Annotated in this window: 19 protein-coding genes; 12 read left to right on the plus strand and 7 right to left on the minus strand. The window is 35.2% G+C overall.

Going from position 1 to position 20,349, the window contains the following annotated elements:
• Window positions 1-49: 49 nt before the first annotated feature.
• Complete coding sequence (locus tag FJOH_RS04550) at window positions 50-445, minus strand: rhodanese-like domain-containing protein (protein ID WP_012022959.1); 396 nt, start codon at window positions 443-445, stop codon at window positions 50-52.
• 147 nt (window positions 446-592) lie between these two features.
• Here FJOH_RS04550 and FJOH_RS04555 point away from each other — a divergent pair, with 147 nt between their 5' ends.
• The 10 genes from FJOH_RS04555 (at window position 593) to FJOH_RS04595 (ending at window position 9,912) form a co-directional block, all read left to right on the plus strand.
• A complete protein-coding gene (locus FJOH_RS04555) occupies window positions 593-1,492 on the plus strand; it encodes a LysR family transcriptional regulator (protein ID WP_012022960.1) in 900 nt (299 codons plus the stop codon).
• A complete protein-coding gene (locus tag FJOH_RS04560; RefSeq protein WP_012022961.1) occupies window positions 1,480-1,929 on the plus strand; it encodes a GNAT family N-acetyltransferase in 450 nt (149 codons plus the stop codon). The genes FJOH_RS04555 and FJOH_RS04560 overlap by 13 nt, the downstream gene beginning before the upstream one ends.
• Before the next feature lie 121 nt (window positions 1,930-2,050).
• Window positions 2,051-2,863: an SDR family oxidoreductase gene (locus FJOH_RS04565; protein ID WP_012022962.1), complete on the plus strand. Its 813-nt coding sequence runs from the start codon at window positions 2,051-2,053 to the stop codon at window positions 2,861-2,863.
• Window positions 2,864-3,011: 148 nt separating this feature from the next.
• A complete protein-coding gene (locus FJOH_RS04570; RefSeq protein WP_012022963.1) occupies window positions 3,012-3,488 on the plus strand; it encodes a methylated-DNA--[protein]-cysteine S-methyltransferase in 477 nt (158 codons plus the stop codon).
• Between the two features lie 191 nt (window positions 3,489-3,679).
• Complete coding sequence (locus FJOH_RS04575; RefSeq protein ID WP_012022964.1) at window positions 3,680-4,393, plus strand: 3'-5' exonuclease; 714 nt, start codon at window positions 3,680-3,682, stop codon at window positions 4,391-4,393.
• A gap of 92 nt (window positions 4,394-4,485) precedes the next feature.
• Complete coding sequence (locus FJOH_RS04580) at window positions 4,486-5,559, plus strand: winged helix DNA-binding domain-containing protein (RefSeq protein WP_012022965.1); 1,074 nt, start codon at window positions 4,486-4,488, stop codon at window positions 5,557-5,559.
• 285 nt (window positions 5,560-5,844) lie between these two features.
• The gene (locus FJOH_RS04585; RefSeq protein WP_012022966.1) at window positions 5,845-7,284 is read left to right on the plus strand and encodes a nucleoside recognition domain-containing protein; all 1,440 of its coding nucleotides are present in this window, start codon (window positions 5,845-5,847) and stop codon (window positions 7,282-7,284) included.
• 3 nt (window positions 7,285-7,287) lie between these two features.
• Window positions 7,288-7,455, plus strand: coding sequence for a hypothetical protein (locus FJOH_RS26920; protein ID WP_159436625.1), 168 nt, complete (start codon window positions 7,288-7,290; stop codon window positions 7,453-7,455).
• Between the two features lie 37 nt (window positions 7,456-7,492).
• Window positions 7,493-8,236: a hypothetical protein gene (locus tag FJOH_RS04590; RefSeq protein WP_012022967.1), complete on the plus strand. Its 744-nt coding sequence runs from the start codon at window positions 7,493-7,495 to the stop codon at window positions 8,234-8,236.
• A 71-nt stretch (window positions 8,237-8,307) separates the two neighbouring features.
• On the plus strand, window positions 8,308-9,912 hold the full coding sequence (locus tag FJOH_RS04595) for a fumarate hydratase (protein WP_012022968.1): 1,605 nt from the start codon (window positions 8,308-8,310) through the stop codon (window positions 9,910-9,912).
• Window positions 9,913-10,022: 110 nt separating this feature from the next.
• Here the strand turns inward: FJOH_RS04595 and FJOH_RS04600 are convergent, their stop codons facing one another.
• On the minus strand, window positions 10,023-10,523 hold the full coding sequence (locus tag FJOH_RS04600) for a PAS domain-containing protein (RefSeq protein WP_012022969.1): 501 nt from the start codon (window positions 10,521-10,523) through the stop codon (window positions 10,023-10,025).
• A gap of 84 nt (window positions 10,524-10,607) precedes the next feature.
• Entirely contained in the window at window positions 10,608-11,690 is a 1,083-nt protein-coding gene (gene dinB, locus FJOH_RS04605; protein WP_012022970.1) for a DNA polymerase IV, read from the minus strand.
• A 140-nt stretch (window positions 11,691-11,830) separates the two neighbouring features.
• On the opposite strand from dinB, the gene FJOH_RS04610 reads away from it, so the two are divergent.
• Together FJOH_RS04610 and FJOH_RS04615 are read left to right on the plus strand one after the other, a co-directional pair.
• Window positions 11,831-12,565: a metallophosphoesterase family protein gene (locus tag FJOH_RS04610; RefSeq protein WP_012022971.1), complete on the plus strand. Its 735-nt coding sequence runs from the start codon at window positions 11,831-11,833 to the stop codon at window positions 12,563-12,565.
• 49 nt (window positions 12,566-12,614) lie between these two features.
• Complete coding sequence (locus tag FJOH_RS04615) at window positions 12,615-13,148, plus strand: DUF6646 family protein (protein ID WP_012022972.1); 534 nt, start codon at window positions 12,615-12,617, stop codon at window positions 13,146-13,148.
• 163 nt (window positions 13,149-13,311) lie between these two features.
• Here the strand turns inward: FJOH_RS04615 and FJOH_RS04620 are convergent, their stop codons facing one another.
• The 4 genes from FJOH_RS04620 to FJOH_RS04635 form a co-directional block, all read right to left on the minus strand.
• Window positions 13,312-16,086 carry a M4 family metallopeptidase gene (locus tag FJOH_RS04620; RefSeq protein ID WP_012022973.1) on the minus strand — a complete coding sequence of 925 codons (2,775 nt, stop codon included), beginning with the start codon at window positions 16,084-16,086 and terminating at the stop codon, window positions 13,312-13,314.
• A gap of 350 nt (window positions 16,087-16,436) precedes the next feature.
• Entirely contained in the window at window positions 16,437-17,090 is a 654-nt protein-coding gene (locus FJOH_RS04625; RefSeq protein ID WP_012022974.1) for a CoA transferase subunit B, read from the minus strand.
• A gap of 81 nt (window positions 17,091-17,171) precedes the next feature.
• Window positions 17,172-17,873, minus strand: a complete 702-nt coding sequence (locus FJOH_RS04630) for a CoA transferase subunit A (protein WP_012022975.1) — start codon at window positions 17,871-17,873, stop codon at window positions 17,172-17,174.
• Between the two features lie 168 nt (window positions 17,874-18,041).
• Complete coding sequence (locus tag FJOH_RS04635) at window positions 18,042-20,348, minus strand: penicillin-binding protein 1A (protein WP_012022976.1); 2,307 nt, start codon at window positions 20,346-20,348, stop codon at window positions 18,042-18,044.
• Between the last annotated feature and the right edge of the window lies 1 nt (window position 20,349).

Below are 20,349 nucleotides of genomic sequence, written 5' to 3' on the forward strand. Positions count from 1 at the left end.
TTTTAAAATAATAAAAAAGCAGACTTTGTAATCAAAGTCTGCTTTTTTTTTAACAGGCACATTCAATTTTTAAACCTGTTTTAATTCCTTTGGAACCTTCTGTTGCATATCCGTCGAACTTCCACCACTCGATTCCGCCCATCAGCTCTTTTACTTTAAACCCTAATTTAGTCATATTCAAAGCGCCTTTTGTTGAAGCATTACAGCCAATTCCATCGCAATAGGTAACATACAAAACATCTTTATCTAAATGTTTTGTTGTTTCTGCCGACATTTCGCGGTGCGGAATGTTAATCGCATTCGGAATATGTTCTGCTTCAAATCCAAACGCTTTTCTGGCATCCAGTGCTATTACTTTTTCGCCATTATTTAAGGCATCAAATAAATCTGAAGGATCCATTTCAAAAGCTAACTTATTCTCGTAATGTTTAATTTGCGTTTCCATTTTAATTATGTTTTAATGATTTGTTTTTTCAAAAGTAGAAGATCATTAGATGTCATAAAAACGAAAAGAATTCATGAACGGCATTAGTTTTTTTCATGTAAAAGCCAGTTTAAAATTTTGTTACTTTGTTGTAGCAATACTTTAAAAATGGAAATACGTCATTTAAAATTGATAAAAGCAATTGTTGAAGAAGGAAGCATAACAAAAGCTATTGACAAACTTCACTTGACACAATCGGCTTTGAGTCATCAGCTCAAAGAAGCAGAATATCAATTGGGTACGCCCATTTTTTTAAGAACCAATAAAAAACTGGTTCTTACCAAAGCCGGAGAAAAAATCTATGAACTGGCAAATGAAATCCTAAACAAACTCACCGAAACCGAAAGTCAGATCAAACAAATGGTTTTTGGAGAATATGGCGAAATTAGAATCAGTACAGAATGTTTTTCCAGTTATCACTGGCTTCCATCGGTTTTAAAGCAGTTTCACCTTTTATATCCAAATGTTGAATTGAAGATTGTTACCGAAGCCACTCATATTCCGCTGCAAAAACTTTTAGAAAACACGATTGACATTGCCATTGTAAGTGACACTATAAAAGACCATCATATAAAATACACCGAATTATTTCAGGATGAAGTAGTAGTGGTGATTTCAGAAAACCATCCGTGGGCCGGCAAAAAGTATGTCGTTGCCGAAGATTTTGTAAATGAACATTTAATTATTCATTCACTTCCTATGGAAACGGTTACAATTCATCAGTATTTTTTGGCTCCAGCCAAAGTAAGTCCGAAAAAGATAACACCGCTTCCATTAACAGAAGCTTCTCTTGAAATGGTAAAAGCTGATATGGGCATTATGTCAATGGCAAAATGGGCATTGCAGCCACATATCAAGAATAATTCAATTAAAGCGGTAAAAGTGGGTAAAAATGGCTTAAAACGTAAACATTTTATCGCCACCAGAGCAAACGAAACTTATCCTGATTATTTTCAGCATTTTATTAACTTTTTACAAAACGAAATCAATCTTCAATGGAATATTTAATTAGAAAGTGCGAAATCGCCGATTTACCTAAACTGGTTATTTTATGCCAAAAACACGCCGACTTCGAAAAGGCCGACTATTCTCCGGAAGGCAAAGAAGAAGGTTTGAAAAAAGCCTTATTTAGCGAAAACCCAAAACTACATTGTTTAGTTGTGGCAGTAAAAAATACAATTGTAGGATATGTTTCTTATACTTTCGATTTTTCTACCTGGAACACTGCCGATTTTCTGTATATGGATTGTTTATTTCTGGAAGAAGAAGCACGCAGTTTCGGGATTGGCGAAGTTTTAATCGATAAGCTAAAAGAAATTGGGATCGAAAATAACTGCGTTAACATACAATGGCAGACACCTCAGTTTAACGAAAGAGCTATTAAATTTTACACCAGAATGGGCGCAAAAGGAAAAGATAAAGTCCGATTTACGTTAACTTTATAAATTTCAGCTATAGATAAAAGCATTAAAATGATTTTCAAATCTGTTTAAATCTGTAAAATCTGCGTGAAGCAAAAACCTCTGAACCTTTGTATCTTTGTTTCTTTGAATCTCAAAAAAGAAAATGAAACAAATAAGTATATTGGGTTGCGGCTGGCTGGGTTTGCCTTTAGCAAAAAAACTAATCGAAAAAGGACATACGGTAAACGGATCAACAACTTCTGAAAATAAACTTTCAATATTAAAAGATGCTGGAATATATCCATTTTTGGTTACCGTTGAAAGCGACAGCGTTTCTAAAAACTTTACTGATTTTCTAGCCGGAAGCGAAATCCTGATTATTGATATTCCACCCAAGTTACGCGCGGTTGCTTCAGATTCTAATATGGTTTTTGTACAAAAAATCGAAAACCTAATCCCATTTATAGAAAAATCAACCATTCAGAAAATACTTTTTGTGAGTTCAACTTCTGTTTATGGAGATGATAATGATAGTATTACCGAAGAAACAATTCCTAATCCGGAAACCGAAAGCGGAAAACAATTGCTTTTAGCAGAAAAAATTCTTCAAAATAATCCAAACTTCGAAACTACGATTTTGCGTTTCGGCGGATTAATTGGTAAAGATCGTCATCCTGTTAAGTTTTTAGCGGGAAAAGAAAATCTCGAAAATCCAGATGCACCAGTAAATCTAATTCATCAAAATGACTGCATTGGAGTTATTGAAGCAATCATAAACCAAGAAAAATGGAACACTGTTTTTAATGCCGTTGCTCCTTTTCATCCAACAAGAGAGGAATATTATACTCTAAAAGCAAAAGAACAAAACTTGATTTTACCACAATTCAGTTCAGAGAAATCAAATATTAAAAAGACTATTTCAGGCAAAAAAATTGAAAATATTCTAAACTATCAATTTCAGTTGAAAAATTATTAAACGATATAAGTTGTGTAAGTTCATTTAATCGAGACTTCCCAAACTTTGCATAGCAAAACAATTACTGATCTAACTTATATGGTTTAAAAAACTTTGCGAACTTTGCGAAACCATCGTGTCTATGCGGTAAAAACTTTACGGTTAAATTATGGAAACAGTATATATCAATTCGCCTTTAGGAATTACCAAAATAGTTGGTGATGAAGCAGGTATTGCAGCAATCTCTGTTTCTGATGTAGGAACAAACGAAGTTTCAAAAAAAATTCCAAAAGTTTTAAAAGATGCAGTTTCGCAGCTTGAAGAATACTTTGAAGGCAAAAGAACCAATTTTGACTTAAAACTAAATCCTCAGGGTACCGAATTTCAACAAAAAGTCTGGAAATCATTACTAGAAATTCCATACGGAAAAACGGTAAGTTATATGGATCAAACCAAAAAGCTGGGTGATATAAAAGCAATTCGGGCCGTGGCTTCAGCAAACGGAAAAAATCCGCTTTGGATTGTAGTTCCCTGTCATCGTGTTATTGGCACAAATGGTTCTTTAACAGGTTACGCCGGCGGATTATCACGCAAAAAATGGCTTTTGGAACACGAAAGCCCAAGTAAACAACAAAGTTTGTTTTAAGAATATCAGCCGCGAATTATTTCTATTCTCTTCAATTTTGATTTTTCTGGAATAACTGATTTTCTTACAATAAGAAAATTCATTCTTTTTTATAAAACTCTACAATCTATAAAAATCAAAATTGTGTACATTTATATCGCATAAAAAATTATTGAAAATTTGTGAATTCGTGGCAAAACCAAAATAAAACTATGATTGAAAAAATAAACCTAAACAATATTTTATTTCTTGATATAGAAACCGTTCCGGAAGAAGAAAACTTTAATTCGCTTGATGAAGAAATGAAATCACTTTGGGATATTAAAACACAATATCAGCGAAAAGACGATTTTACACCAGAAGAATTTTATGACCGTGCCGGAATTTGGGCTGAGTTTGGTAAGATTATTTGTATTTCGGTAGGCTATTTTACAATCAAAAGCGATGTTCGAAATTTTAGGGTGACTTCTTTTTTTGGAGAAGAAAAAAAGATCCTGAAAGATTTCAATAACCTGCTGAACAATCATTTTAATCAGCCTCAACATCTTTTATGCGGACATAATGCGAAAGAATTTGACATTCCGTTTCTGGCTCGCCGAATGATCATCAATCAAATTGCGATTCCCGACAAACTGAATCTATTTGGAAAAAAGCCCTGGGAAATTGCACACCTTGATACTTTAGAATTATGGAAGTTTGGTGATTATAAGCATTTTACGTCTTTAAAACTATTAACCAAAATTCTAGGCGTTCCTTCTCCAAAAGGCGATATCGACGGCAGTCAGGTTGCACATGTTTATTATGTAGAAAAAGATATTGACCGAATTATTACGTATTGTGAAAAAGATACAATTGCCGTAGCGCAGATTTTTCTTCGTTTACGCCGAGAAGATTTGCTGATTGATGAAGAAATAATTCATGTATAGTTTTTTGAGGTACAAAGCTAAAAAGGCTAAGAGACACAAAGTTTATATTGAAGTAAACTAACATAACTTACAGTTTTTAAATAGTTTATAAAATGACATACGAAGAAATTTCACATCATCGGCTTGTTTCACAAAAACTTTACAAAACAGACCAATGTTCTCCGCAGCAAATAGTACGTCATTTGGGTGCTATGCAGGCTCAGGATTATGCCATGGCAAAGTGGGCAATTGGTTCTAGATGTGATGCTTCTGAAAAAGAAATTGAAGAAGCTATAAACTCGGCACAAATTATTCGGACTCATATTTTACGACCGACCTGGCATTTTGTTTCGGCTGATGATATTTACTGGATGCTGGATCTTTCTGGACCTCAAGTACAAAAAATGACAATTTCTGCTGTTAAAAAATATGGTTTTGACATCAAGAAATTAGACAAAACAATTAATTCGATTGAAAAATTACTACCTGGAAATACACATTTAACCAGAGATGAAATCATGCAGGAACTTGACATTAAGAGAACTTCGAAAGAAGATTTTCTTAGTGCAGCAATTATGATGCATGCAGAACTTGATGGTTTGGTTTGCAATGGAAAAATGAAAGGCAAACAAATCACGTATGCCTTGCTCGAAGAACGTGTCAAAAAGCCAAAAACGAACTTTACAAAAGAAGAAGCTTTAGCAAAATTGGCCAAGCGTTATTTTGAAAGCCACGGTCCAGCAACTTTACTCGATTTCTCATGGTGGTCTGGTTTTTCGCCAACTATCTGTAAAAAAGCCATTAACGCAATTGAGTTGCAAATAAGTTCTGCTGACATTAACAATCAAACGTATTACTTTACAAGTCAAGGATCTAACGAGAATTCTTTCCGCGAAAGCGTGCACTTTCTTCCAGCCTTTGATGAAATTTTGATTTCATATAAAACTAGAGAAGCTTCTTTTCTATCAGATCATCAAACTAAGGTTTTTACCAATAACGGCATCTTTAAACCGATAATTCTAGAAAATGGAAAAGTTATTGGAATATGGAAACGAACCATAAAAAAAGACCACGCCAAAATTGAAACAGAATTTTTTAATGAAACCGAAAATTCAAAAAAAGAAATTTTATTTGAAGGGATTAAGTCTTTTGAGAAGTATTTGGAAACTAAAGTTATTATTGAATAATCTACTATTCTAAAAAAACTCAATTATTATGTTTCGCTCAGCTTGAGCTTTTTTGCATTTTTTTCTAAAGCTGTAAAAATATCGCTCTTCCAGAGCTGTCAAAATAGTAATAAAGCTCTGGAAGAGCGATATATTTATAGAAATTAAGCCAATTATAACAAAAGCCCCAGCGGGGCGGCATATTTAAACATTATACAAAGCCGTAATTATCAAATTCCCGTCTCAATAAATAAAATCTTTATGCATATTCTGGCTAAATAATTACATTTACAAAAAAATAGAATTATGGTATTAAGCAGATTTTGGTTAGTTATTTTTATTTCTTCGATTGTTTTTATTGTTGTGAGCTTATTTACAGCCAACACTTATACTATTGATTCTGTTTTAAATGGAAAGAAAGACGATCCAATTCTGGTATCTGAAAAATATATCGAACAGCTTCCTGTTTTTATTAAAGACAGTATAAAAAAAGCTCCAGATCAAACCATGATTATTAATCGTGACACGCTTAATGCCGACACGACTTATGTTTATAAAAACAAAACTGTAAAAATTTACAGCGGACTTCAGAAATCTGATGGTTTACTGCCGACTTGTAAAAGCACTTTGGTTGATTTAATTCTGCCATTGATTGCTTACCTGGCTTTTTTCTGCGGCTTAATGGAACTTTTAATTGTTTCTGGCGCATCTGGAAACCTGGCTAAAGTATTGAGTCCGGTATTTGTAAAGGTTTTTCCAAGTATTCCAAAAAATCACCCGTCAATCTCATACATGACTTTAAATTTTGCTGCAAATTTCTTAGGATTGGATTCGGCTGCAACACCATTTGGACTTAAAGCCATGGAGAGTTTACAGGAAATAAACCCCGATAAAGACAAAGCCAGCGACGCCCAGATTATGTTTATGTGTCTGCACGCATCAGGTTTAACTTTGATTGCTACTTCAATTATTGGATATCGTGCTGCTGCAAACGCAAGTAATCCTGCTGATGTTATGCTGCCTTGTATTATTACTTCTTTCATCGGAACAATAGCAGCTTTCTTAATTGTGGGTATCAAACAAAAAATAAATTTTAAAAGTGCCTCACTTTTAATTGTTTTAATGGGATTAATTGCTGCTATTGTAGGCTTGTTAATGTACGTGAACCAATTGGATTTAATTGGCAAAAATTACTTCACTTCTAACCTTTCAGGATTAATCTTAATTGCTATTATTGCTTTTACTTTGATTTTCTCTTTTAAAAATGAAAAGAAATTCAGCGAAGCCAACACAACTGTTTTTGACACTTTTGTTGTTGGTGCCAATAATGGTGTTAAAACCGGAGTTACTATTTTTCCTTATGTCTTAGGAATGCTGGTTGCTATCTCTTTATTCAGAAACAGCGGTTTATTCGAAATTATCAGTGATGGAATTGCGTTTGTATTTTCTAATATGGGCGTAAGCAAAGAAATCACAAATGCATTACCGGTTGCAATGCTTCGTCCGTTTAGTTCAGCAGGATCACGCGGCTTCCTTATCGACTCTATGAATACTTTTGGAGCCGATTCTTTAACGGCAAGATTAAGCAGTATTTTCCAGTGCAGTGCCGAAAGTACTTTTTATGTAATTGCAGTTTATTTTGGCTCAGTTAATATCAAAAATACCCGTTATGCTTTAGGGACGATGCTTTTGGTGGATCTTATCTGTGTTATTACAGCGATTTTTGTGGCTACTTGGTTTTTTTAAACTATGTGGGAAATATCAAAATTAATATGCCTCTTTATCGGAAATAGTGTTAAATGGGTATATTATGGAGGAAAAAAACCAATGAATGAAGTTGCAAAAGAAGATAATGAAATTATTGGATTTGTAATTGTCGCATTCATCTTCTTTGTTCTTTATTCATTTAACAAATAAAAAATATAATTCGTTCAAATTGCCAACAATTTAAAACATGAAGTTAAAATACCTTTTCATTATAATGACTTTTGCTGCATGCCAAAAAGAACAGAAAAAAACGGAGACAGCAGATTTTAATTCTATTGAAATTCCAGAAGTTGCCGAAACCAATGCAAAAGAAACCGAAAAACTTCCGCTGCATATTGACACTATTATTCTTTCTGAGGAGAAAAATGCAAATGTCAGCCGTATTCTGGCAAACTTAATGGAGAAAGAAGTAGATAAAGACAGTATTGTAACTTCTAAATTCAGACTTGATTTTTATCAAAATAAAACCAAAGTTGCTTCTTCAAATGTAGAAATCAAACAATATGAAAAAGGCGCTGAATGGTACGGATCATTTGGTTTAACAGATTCATCAGATAAAAATTCTTCTTTTATAAAAATTACTTCGGGATATCCGGCTTGCGGTTATACCCATGACAACTACCTGTATTACTTAAAAAATAATGATCTTCAGCTTGTTCACCAATGGTATTCAATGTCTGACAGCGGCTGGGGAAGCTGGACTGAATTTGCAAGTGATGAAACCGGAAAAGACCCTAAAAACTTTTATTGCAAGACTGTTGCATTTGAGCCTTCAGACGATGATTCTGAGGACTCTGGCATTGTAACTTACTCTGATTCCATTTCATTTTCACTAAAAGGAGACAAATGGAAAAAGAAGTTGCTTTCGGCAAAAGAGAAACCTTATTTCGAAAAGAAAATGACTTTTAACGAGTTTCACAACCAGCAATAAACTGTTTTAAGAGGTCTTATTCAAATTCTTTCTTAGGTAAATAATTTCTAACTTTGTAAAAAAACAAAGAAATGATTGATTTTATATACCAAGATCCTTATCCAATTTTAAAGGATGATACGCAGTACCGCAAAATCACCTCTGATTTTGTAAAAGTTGAAAAATTTGGAGAACGTGAAGTTTTAACCGTTGATCCAAAAGGTTTAGAATTATTAGCTGAAGAAGCTTTAACCGATGTTTCGTTCATGCTTAGAACGTCGCATTTACAAAAACTAAGAAACATTCTTGACGACCCAGAGGCTACAGATAACGATCGTTTTGTTGCCTACAATTTACTTCAAAATGCTTCAGTTGCTGCCGAAGGTCAATTACCAAGCTGTCAGGATACCGGAACAGCAATTGTAATGGCTAAAAAAGGCGAAAGCATCTTTACAGGTGTTGATGATGCTGAATGGTTAAGCAAAGGAATTTTCAATACATACCAAAAACGTAATTTACGTTATTCGCAGATTGTTCCGATTTCGATGTTTGAAGAGAAAAACTCAGGATCGAATCTTCCGGCACAAATTGATATTTATGCAAAAAAAGGAACTTCTTACGAATTCCTTTTTATGGCAAAAGGAGGCGGATCTGCAAATAAAACATACTTATACCAACAGACAAAATCGTTATTGAACGATAAATCTATGGATGCATTTATCCGCGCCAAAATCAAAGACTTAGGAACTTCGGCTTGTCCGCCTTATCATTTGGCTTTAGTAATTGGAGGAACTTCTGCGGAAGCGAACCTAAGTGCTGTTAAAAAAGCTTCTGCCGGATATTATGACCATCTGCCAACTTCAGGAAACATGGCTGGTCAGGCATTTCGTGATTTGGAATGGGAAGAACGCGTTCAGAAAATCTGTCAGGAAAGTGAAATTGGAGCTCAGTTTGGAGGAAAATATTTCACGCACGACGTTCGTGTCATTCGTTTACCTCGTCACGCTGCTTCTTGTCCGGTTGGATTAGGGGTTTCTTGCTCTGCAGATAGAAACATCAAAGGAAAAATTACAAAAGACGGAATCTTCGTTGAACAGTTAGAAGTAAATCCAAAACAGTTTTTACCAGAAACGGCGCCACATTTAGAAGCTCCGGTTGAAGTTGACTTAGATCAGCCAATGGCGGATATTTTGGCTAAACTATCTCAATATCCTATCAAAACCCGTTTAAAACTAAACGGAACTGTAATTGTAGCCAGAGATATTGCTCACGCAAAAATTAAAGAATTATTAGACGCCGGAAAACCAATGCCGGAATACTTTAAAAACCATCCGGTATATTATGCTGGTCCTGCAAAAACTCCGGAAGGAATGGCTTCAGGTAGTTTCGGCCCTACAACAGCCGGACGTATGGACGTTTATGTAGATGAATTCCAGAAAAATGGCGGAAGCATGGTTATGCTTGCTAAAGGAAATCGTACGAAACAAGTTACTGATGCCTGCAACAAATATGGCGGATTCTATCTAGGTTCTATTGGAGGTCCTGCTGCTATTTTGGCACAAGATAATATCTTAAAAGTAGAAGTGGTTGATTTTGAAGAATTAGGAATGGAAGCAGTCCGTAAAATCACTGTTAAAGACTTCCCTGCCTTCATTATCACGGATGATAAAGGGAATGATTTCTTTGAAAATTTATAATTTTTTTTAGTTGCTAAGGTACTGAGGTTCTAAGCTGCTAAGCTTTAAATACAAAACCGCCTGTTTGGGCGGTTTTTTGTTTCTATTAACTTAGTGCCTGGCGGTTAAACTTAAGCACTTTTATCTTCTTTTTCAAATGCTATGAAATGTGAAATTTTGCCTTTTAAATTATAAATCGGCGCGGCATCGACACTGCATTTATAAGTCCTGCCGTCTTTTTTATAGTTTTCTATTGTTTTTTTAAACGGAACTTTTAGCCGGATGGCTTCTTTAATTTCTTTTAAAACAGATTTAGAAGTTGCAGGCCCCTGAAACATTTTAGGCGTTTTTCCTAGAACTTCTTCTTCCTGATATCCCGTCATTCTTTTAATTCGGTTTGATGCAAAGACAATTTTCAAATCTAAATCAGTAATAAGCACTACTTCTTCTTTGATTCTTTCTTCTATTTTGAGATCTTTTTCGTTCCAGGTAAATTGGGAAGCAATTTTATTAACCTTTTTCAAATCGGCAAAAACAGCTTTTAATTCATTTAAATACTCATAATGAAGATCTAAGGCCAAGATTGGCACCAAAGTGCGGTTTGTTATATCTTCAGAGCTATTCTTTTTCATTTTAAATGAATTTTAGAAATACTTTTCCCTCAAAGATAGCACTAAAATTGCAAATTAGATTACGTTAAACCTTATTTATACGAATTAAAAAGCAAATTTCAATTGCACTACAACTGCTTTTTTTTCTTCGGTATTTAAATTACTGAGTGAAATTCCGAGTAACCGAACCGAATTTTTCATTTTTTCCTGATAAAGCAGTTCTTCTACAATCTCCATAATCAAGCTTTTATCTGAAATAAAATAAGGAAGTGTTTTACTTCTTGTCTGCTGGGTAAAATCGCTGTACTTTATTTTTAGAGTCACTGTTTTTCCCGAAACATTATGCCTCTTTAATCGTTTTTCAAGCGAAACAGCTATTCTTTCTAATTGTTCGAGCATGAAAATTTCCGAAGAAAGATTGACATCAAAAGTATGTTCTGCGGCAACAGATTTAGTTATCCGATGCGGTTTAACTTCGCTGTTATGAATGCCCCGAACCACGCTGTAATAAAAAGCACCTGATTTACCGAAGTGTTTTTCAAGAAACTCCAACGATTTGCTTTTAAGATCTGAGCCCGTAAAAATTCCGAGCTGGTACATTTTTTCAGTCGTAACTTTTCCAACTCCGTAAAACTTTCTAATAGGCAGTTCTTCTAAAAAAGGAATAATTTCATCTGGATTAACCGTTTTTTGTCCGTTTGGTTTATTGATATCACTGGCAATTTTAGCTACAAATTTATTGACCGATATACCTGCAGAAGCGGTTAATCCAACTTCGTTAAAAATTCGGGTTCTGATTTCTTGTGCCAATAAACTGGCGCTTGGATTTCCTTTTTTATTTTGGGTTACATCGAGATAAGCTTCGTCGAGCGAAAGTGGTTCGACCAAATCGGTATATTCATGAAAGATTTTATGAATTTTGGATGAAATTTCTTTGTATCGGTCGAATCTTGGGCGGACAAAAATAATTTCAGGACAATATTTTTTGGCCAAAACACCGCTTATGGCACTTCGAACACCAAACTTTCTGGCTTCGTAACTTGCCGCCGCAACTACTCCTCTGTTTTCTGAACCGCCAACTGCCAAAGGTTTTCCTCGCAAAGCAGGATTATCCATCTGCTCTACCGAAGCATAAAAAGCATCCATGTCGATATGGATAATTTTTCGATATGTTGGCACATCTGACATTATGCAAATTTAAAAAGGAAAGCAATAAAAAGAACGCTGCTAATAGTTATAAATAGTATCAATTTTTAAAGATTATCAACTAAATGAATCCAAACAAATCATTTTACTTATTTTTGTAGTTACACCCGAAATATTTAAAAATGCGAACATTTGTTATAGGCGACATACACGGAGGATTACTCGCACTTGAACAAGTATTGAAGAAAGCCGAAGTTACTACAAAAGATACTCTTATATTTTTAGGCGATTATGTTGACGGCTGGAGCCAGTCGGCAGAAGTTATTGACTTTTTAATCGACCTTAAAACCAAACAAAACTGCATTTGCATTAGAGGAAATCATGATCAGCTGGCATTAGACTGGCTGGAAAACAGACATGAGGATTTTGATGAAGAAATGTGGTACAAACATGGCGGAAAAGCCACTGTTGAAGGATATTCTAAAATATCTCCTGAAAGAAAAAAAGAACATATAGCGTTTTTTGAATCACTGAAAGATTATTATCTTGATGATGAAAACCGCCTTTTTGTTCATGCCGGATTCACTAATTTAAATGGTGTAGTCTGGGAATATTTTCCGAAATTATTTTACTGGGACAGAACACTTTGGGAATCTGCTTTGGCATTAGACCCAAATTTAAAACCTGACGATTTATATTATCCTAAGCGTTTTACCGTTTATAAAGAAATCTACATTGGTCATACTCCTGTTACAAGAATTGGACAAACCGTTCCTGTAAACAAAGCCTGCGTTTGGAATGTTGATACGGGTGCCGCTTTCAAAGGTCCGTTGACGATTATGGACGTGAATACCAAAGAGTTCTGGCAGAGCGATCCGTTAAATGAATTGTATTCTAACGAAAAAGGTAGGAATTAATCCGTAAAAAACTAAATTTGCACCAGCAAAATAATTAATATTTAAGTTTATGAAAAAAGTTATCATCACATTATTGTTTTTAGTATCATTTGGATTTATTCAGGCACAAGAGGCTTTTACAGGTAAAGGCGACATTAGAGTAAACGTGGGTGCTAATCTTCAAGATGGCGGTTCAGGAATTCAAGGTTCTGTTGATTTTGGTTTAGGAGAAAATTTCTCTTTTGGATTTGTTGCCAATTACTTGCTTGGAGTAGATAATTTTAATGGTTTTTACCACAACGACCCAACTCCATACAACGATTACAAACCAGAATTTAAAGATCGTTTTGATGCTAAAGCAAGAATTAACGCTAATTTAAGCAGTGTGATTGGAGTGAAACAATTAGACGTTTATCCTGGTTTAAGTTTAGGTTTACGCAACTTTGGCGGACATGTAGGAGGTCGTTACTTTTTTACTGACGGATTTGGTGTTTTCACAGAGCTTGGTTTTCCAATTGCAAAATACAGCACGGAGAAAGATGTATTCGATCATTTAAACAATCAAGTTACTTTCAGCTTAGGAGCTTCTTTTAAACTGAACTAAGTTTATATTATAATCATAGCCGAGGTTTTGTTTGTGATTTAATCACTTAAAAACGTTTCGCAAAGTTTTATAAATTAAAAACCGCTCAATTTAGAGCGGTTTTTCTTTTTTGGGTTAATCTGTAAAAAACCTTTTAAGGTTTTCTATTTATTAATCTCTGTTTTTATTTTTTAGCAAATTTCTTAACTATTTTTTCTTTGCCATTATTCAATTCGATAAGATAAATCCCTGTGCTTAATCTGCTTACATCAATTGCGCCTGAAACTTGTCCAGAACCAAGCTGCTGCCCAAGAGCATTAATAATTTTATACGAATATGCATTTTCTTCTGAAACAGTAACATTTAGCTCACTTTCAACAGGGTTTGGATACAATGCAAATCCTTTTGTTTCAGTTTCAACAATTCCCGCAGCAATTGGTTCTGCTTCGATCGTTCCAGAAGCTGTTATGTTTATGGTATAATCTTCAACTTGTCCATAAGAGAATCCTTCGCATGATGTTGGAACAGCATTATATTTCATAGAAACTCTCATTCTTGTTGCGCCTAAAACTGCAGTTGCCGGAATTGTAATCGTTCCTGTTACCGGAGTAGTTTTTGATGCTGCTTTTGTCCAAACTGTTTCCCCAGAATCTGCAAAATCTCCATCTTGGTTATAATCGATAAATACTGCATAACCTTCATTGTAAGTTGTAGATGTCCAAACCGGAGTTATAGTGATTGTATAAGCACTTCCTCTTGCTGCATTTGTAGAAATAGCAGTATAATTTTCATATCCTGCTGTTCCAGTTGACGTATTATTGATTGTTCCAAAAACAACTTTGCTTATTCTTTCATCAGCTGTGCTGTTTCCCTGAGAAGCACAATATGATACTGTCGCTGCTGTTGTAGTTACGCTAACCGCATTACTTGCTGCAGAAACATTTCCAGCAGCGTCTTTAGCTTTTACAGTAAAGCTGTAAGTTGTTAGTGCTGTTAATCCCGTAACATTGAATGAAGTTGTAGTAGATGAACCTTTTAAAGTTGTTCCCTGATAAATATCGTATCCTGTAACGGCAACATTATCTGTTGAAGCTGTCCATGTCAAATTTGTTGTTGTTCCGGTTGTTCCAGAAGCTGCCAAACCTGTTGGCGCCGATGGGGCTACTGTATCTGTAGTTCCAGAATATGCTGCACCTACTCCTATCGCATAAAATGCATTTGTAGTTGCGATAACTTCTGCAGAACCTGCTCCATACAAATCAATAGCTGATTGAATTCCTGATGTTCTTGCATTTGCAAAAGTTGAGTTTGAAGTTAAATAAACATCTTCTAAACGAAATGCAATTTTAGCTGCTTTATCAATTCCAATACCTGTTACGTTGTATGAACTTCCAATATCATTAGTTCCTGTTTTTCCAACAGATAAAATATAAAACCAGTGATTAAAAACTCCAGAGTTGGTATGCACACCGCAATAATCATTGCTGCTTGTCGGCGTACAGCTTACACTAATCCAATTTGTTCCTCCATAAGTATCCGGCTGACCTTCTGATTTTGGGTTACTCATTGAACGAAGAGCTACGTGTCCGCTTCTTCTTTCAATATCTTCACCTACTAACCAAGTCGACTTTGTCGGCGCGGCGCGATATTCAATACAAGCTGCCCAAATATCAGAGAAAGCTTCGTTCATTGCTCCAGATTCTTTTTGATATGCCAAGTTTGCTGTATACGTACAAACTGCGTGGCCAATTTCATGTCCGGCAACATCTAATGAAGTCAAGATATCAAATCCGCCTGTACCGCTTCCGTCGCCGTATGTCATAACACTTCCGTTCCAGAAGGCATTGTTATTACTTGAATATCCTGCGGCAATTAAATTATAATGCACATAACTTTTAATTTTTGCTCCGGCATCGTCATAACTATTTCTGCCGTGTACTGCAGACCAATAATCATAGGTCATTTCTGCACCCCAATGTGCGTCGAGCGCTCCATTGTCTTTATTGGTATTATTATATTCTGCTGCTGTCCAGTTATTATCAGCATCGGTAAAGTTTGTTGTTGGATAAGTTGCTGTTCTTGCAGAATTATAGGTTTGAATTCCACTGCCGCGCGTTCCATCTAATAAAATATAAGATGAGCCGCTTAAAGTTGTTTGAATAGTCTGCGTTCCACTGTAACGTGTCTCTGCATTTGCGGCAACAATTGTTTTTTTAGAAGAAGAAGCCGTTTCTTTATCAGCACTTTTTGAAGATGAAACTTTTCTTGCATGAACATTATCGTTTAAGTGCTTAATTGCAGCATTGTAAAACAATGCTTTTCCTGTTTGAGCATCTATATACAAATCGCCTCTGCTTAAAGGTTTTGTTGCATAGATATCAAATTTGTAAGCAAGACGAACATTGTCTGTCGTTCTTTTTTCTCCCTGTTGTTCCATATCTGGCAGAAGAACCAGTTCACCAACAGGTTTTTCATATCCAATTTCTTTCGCATCTTGTGGTTTATCCCAAAGATATTCAGACGCGTGTGTATGACTAACTGCTCTGTTAAAAGCTTCCTGGGGAGAAAGAGCCGGAGTAAGTTTTACATTTTCGATGTTGTAATACTCTCCATTCATCGAAACTAATCTTCCGTTTTCAGAATGTAATGTATAATTGGCAAATTCTACTTTAATTCCCTGTTCATACAACTGAAATTTTTCATGCGTGTAACCTTGTTTATCAGTTTCTGTTTTTACTTTTCTAAAAGTCTGATTGTCTTTTAGCCCAAGCTGCTCTTTAAAAACTTTTTGAGAATCTGTTCCTTTATACGTCGATACATCGCTAAAGGTAATTAAACTAGGCTGTCCGTTTTCGGATACATTTTTTTGGCTTATCCTTTTGTCAGTAACCTGCGCAGCTGCAGAAAGTGATAAAATTAGTAAAGCTGCTGTAATAATTCTTGGTAATTTTTTTTCCATAATAATTGGGGGTTTTTAAGTTTGGTTAAATAATTACAAACAAATCAATTAAAGTAAGTAAATACTTAAATTTGAAATAAAAGTATTTTAATTTTGTTAGATAATCGATGAAATTTGCCGTTAATCGATAAAATGCAACAATTTTTACTTTAAATTCACTTTTATTTAACAAACTGTAAGGAATTCTCAAATAAAAGTGCGAAATTTTGTATAGTTTAAATATTTAAACAACTGAAAAACAGCACAAAACTCAAAAATAAGTCAGTTTTATGGACAGAATTTTAATTATTCTTACAAAAAAAGCCGGCTTAATGCCGGCTTTTAAATTTTTTCGTAAAATTCTTATTTATTTAGATATCCATTTCTGGAATTTCTCCTTCAATTATCAAATCTGCTTCAGTTGAAGCAATAATATGCTCAACAGACACACCTGGCGCTCGTTCTAAGAGCTTAAAACCCTTTTCAGTTACTTCGAGAACTGCGAGCTCAGTTACAACCTTTTTTACGCATCCTACACCAGTTAATGGCAAAGTGCATTTTTTTAGGATTTTAGATTCTCCTGCTTTATTAACATGCATCATAGCCACAATGATATTTTCGGCAGAAGCCACCAAATCCATTGCGCCTCCCATTCCTTTTACCATTTTTCCGGGAATCTTCCAATTGGCAATGTCTCCGTTTTCAGAAACTTCCATTGCACCCAAAATAGTTAGATCTACTTTTTGGCTGCGGATCATTCCAAAACTAAAAGCCGAATCGAAGAAACTTGCTCCCGGCAATGTTGTTATGGTTTGTTTACCAGCATTAATAATATCGGCATCTTCTTCTCCTTCAAAAGGAAAAGGCCCCATTCCTAAAACGCCGTTTTCACTTTGAAATTCGACCGCAATATCTTCTCTGACATAATTTGCAACCAGAGTAGGAATTCCAATACCCAGATTCACAAAGTATCTGTCTTTAACTTCTTTTGCAATTCGTTTTGCTATATCTTCTTTTGTTAACATATTTTCTAATGTGTCAATTTGGAAATTAGATGATTAGATAATTCAAAAACAATTATCCAATTGTCTCATTATCTCAATTATCTAATTTCTAGTTCTTACAGTTCGCTGTTCAATTCTTTTTTCAAATTTTTCTCCCTGAAAGATACGCTGTACCATAATTCCGGGAATGTGAATTTGATTTGGATCCAGAGTTCCAACAGGAACCAATTCTTCAACTTCGGCAATCGTGATTTTTCCAGCTCCCGCCATGCAGGCATTAAAGTTTCTTGCAGTTCCTTTAAAAATAAGATTTCCGGCTTCGTCGCCTTTCCATGCTTTTACAATTGCAAAATCTGCTTTAAAAGCTTCTTCCATAATATGCATTTTGCCGTTAAATTCACGTACTTCTTTGCCTTCGGCAACTTCGGTTCCGTAACCAGCCGGCGTAAAAAATGCCGGAATTCCTGCCTGAGCTGCACGACAGCGTTCAGCCAAAGTTCCCTGCGGTGTTAATTCAACTTCCAGTTCTCCAGAAAGCATCTGACGTTCGAACTCGGCATTTTCTCCAACATACGAAGAAATCATTTTTTTGATTTGTTTTTTCTGCAAAAGCAAACCTAAACCAAAATCATCTACACCTGCATTATTTGAAATACAGGTTAAATCTGAAATTTGAGTATTTACTAATGCAGCGATTGTATTTTCTGGAATACCGCACAAACCAAATCCGCCAAACATAATTGTCATTCCGGTTTCGATTCCTGCAATAGCTTCCTGAACATTATTAACTTTTTTTGTTATCATAACAAATGATCTTTATTACTGTATAATTTTGATAAAAATAAGATTTTTAGATTAAATTATAACGATTTCGTAAAAAATAAATTGAACCATAAAAAAACATCCTTTTGCAATCTTCCTTATCCGGAAAAGTACAAAAGGATGTTACTATTTTAAAACTAATTCTAAGTTTTACAACTCGAATTCGTCTGTGTTTTGTTCAGTCTGTGTCGTATCTTTTACAATAGCAGGTCTTTGGTAGCAGTCTACTTTTATAGAAAGATTTGCCGGACGTTCAAATTCTCCTTTAGAAACCTGAAGGTTTTTATCTTCATAGCATTTCTTCATAAAATACCCCCAAACTGGTAAAGCTGCAGTTGCTCCTTGTCCGTAAGTTAAACTTTTGAAACGTGCCGAACGATCTTCGCATCCAACCCATACTCCAGTTACTAAGTTTGGAACCATTCCCATAAACCAACCGTCTGATTGGTTTTGTGTTGTTCCGGTTTTACCAGCAATTGGATTTTTAAACATATACGGATAACCTGTCCAGCGATTGTCTCCGCTTCCTCCGCCTTGCGTACGTAAACGCACACCAGAACCACTTTCTGTTACCCCTTGAAGTAATTTGATTACTGCAAAGGCAATATCTTTATTTAAAACGTCATGAGACTCTGGAATTGGCTCGTAAATAACCTCGCCGCTTTTGTTCTCAATTCTGCTTAAAAACTGTGGCTTTACATAAACTCCCTGGTTTGCAAATGTACTATATGCCGCAACCATGTCTTCAACCGTAATATCTACCGCTCCTAAAGCAATTGAAGGCTGTACCGGGATTTCTGTTTTTACTCCTAATTTTTTAGTCAGTTCTACAACTGCTTCAGGACTTGTTCTGTCAATTAATTTAGCCGAAACTGTATTGATAGAAGCCGCCAAAGCTTGTTTTAAAGTAACCATTCCTCTGTATTTGTAATCAGAGTTTCTTGGTTCCCAGTCTTCTGTTACGTGGTGACGTCCTTTATGGATCATAAAAGGTCCGTCAAGTATAGAGTCGCAAGGAGACATATTCAATTCTTCGATCGCAGTAGCATATACGAAAGGTTTGAAAGTAGATCCTACTTGTCTTGCTCCCTGACCTACGTGATCGTATTGGAAATATTTGTAATTGATTCCTCCAACCCAGGCTTTGATGTTACCTGTTTGAGGTTCCATCGCCATTAATCCTGACTGCAGGAAGTGTTTGTAATAACGAATAGAATCCATAGGTGTCATAACAGTATCACGTTCTCCTTTCCAGGTAAACACTCGCATTCTAGTTTTTATTTTGAAAGAAGCAATAATATCATCTTCGCTTTTATCTGCGTCTTTCATTTGAGCCCAGCGTACAGAGTTTTTCATCGCCTGCATCATGATTCTTTCTGTCTCTGCCTGCGTAATATTTACGAATGGTGCATTTTTATTGTTTTTTTGTTCAATAAAAAACTGCTGCTGCAAGTTTTGCATGTGTGCAGAAACTGCTTCTTCAGCATAAGACTGCATTCTTGAATCAATGGTTGTGTAAATTCTTAAACCATCTTTATAAATATCATAATCAGATCCGTCTGGTTTCTTGTTTTCAGTTACCCATTTTTTCAAGTAATCACGAAGATATTCTCTAAAATAAGTTGCTGTACCTTCACGATGGCTTTCTAATTTAAATTTTAATGCAATTGGTAAAGCCTGTAATCTTTCTTTTTCAGCTTCAGAAATCATTTTTGCTTTCACCATCTGCCCCAAAACCACATTACGACGGTTTTTTACTCCTTCAGGATTTCTAATAGGGTTGTATAATCCAGAGTTTTTGAACATTCCAACCAGCATAGCCGATTCGTCGGTTGTTAAATCTTTTGGCTCTTTTGAGAAATAGGTTTGTGCTGCTGAGCTTACTCCAACGGAATAATTTCCAAAGTCGTAAACGTTGCAATACATTGCTAAAATCTCATTCTTGGTATATTGTCTTTCTAAACGAATGGCAATAATCCATTCTTTTACTTTTTGCAGAATCCTGAAAGGCAGGAAACGAGAACCTTCTCCGTGAAACAACTGTTTTGCAAGCTGTTGTGTCAATGTACTTGCTCCTCCGTTTGTACCTAAACTAAAAACGGCTCTTAAAGTTCCACGACCGTCAATACCTGAATGTTCATAAAAACGAGCGTCTTCGGTAGCAACCAGAGCTTCTACTAAATTTTTTGGAAGATCAGAATATTTAAGCTGTGATCTATTGGTTTTGAAATATTTACCTAATACAACTCCATCCGAAGAAATAACTTCGGTAGCTAAATTAGAATCCGGGTTTTCTAAATCTTCAAAAGAAGGCATTGAACCGAAAAGTCCCCAAGAAGCAAATAAGAAAAATGCCAGAATTCCTAACAGGAAATAGGCGAAGATTCTCCAGAACTTCTTTTTGTAGTAATTAATATCCTTCGTGGTATTTGTTTGATTGTTTTTTTTAGCAGCCATA

Source organism: Flavobacterium johnsoniae UW101 (genome assembly GCF_000016645.1).
GTDB classification, from domain to species: domain Bacteria; phylum Bacteroidota; class Bacteroidia; order Flavobacteriales; family Flavobacteriaceae; genus Flavobacterium; species Flavobacterium johnsoniae.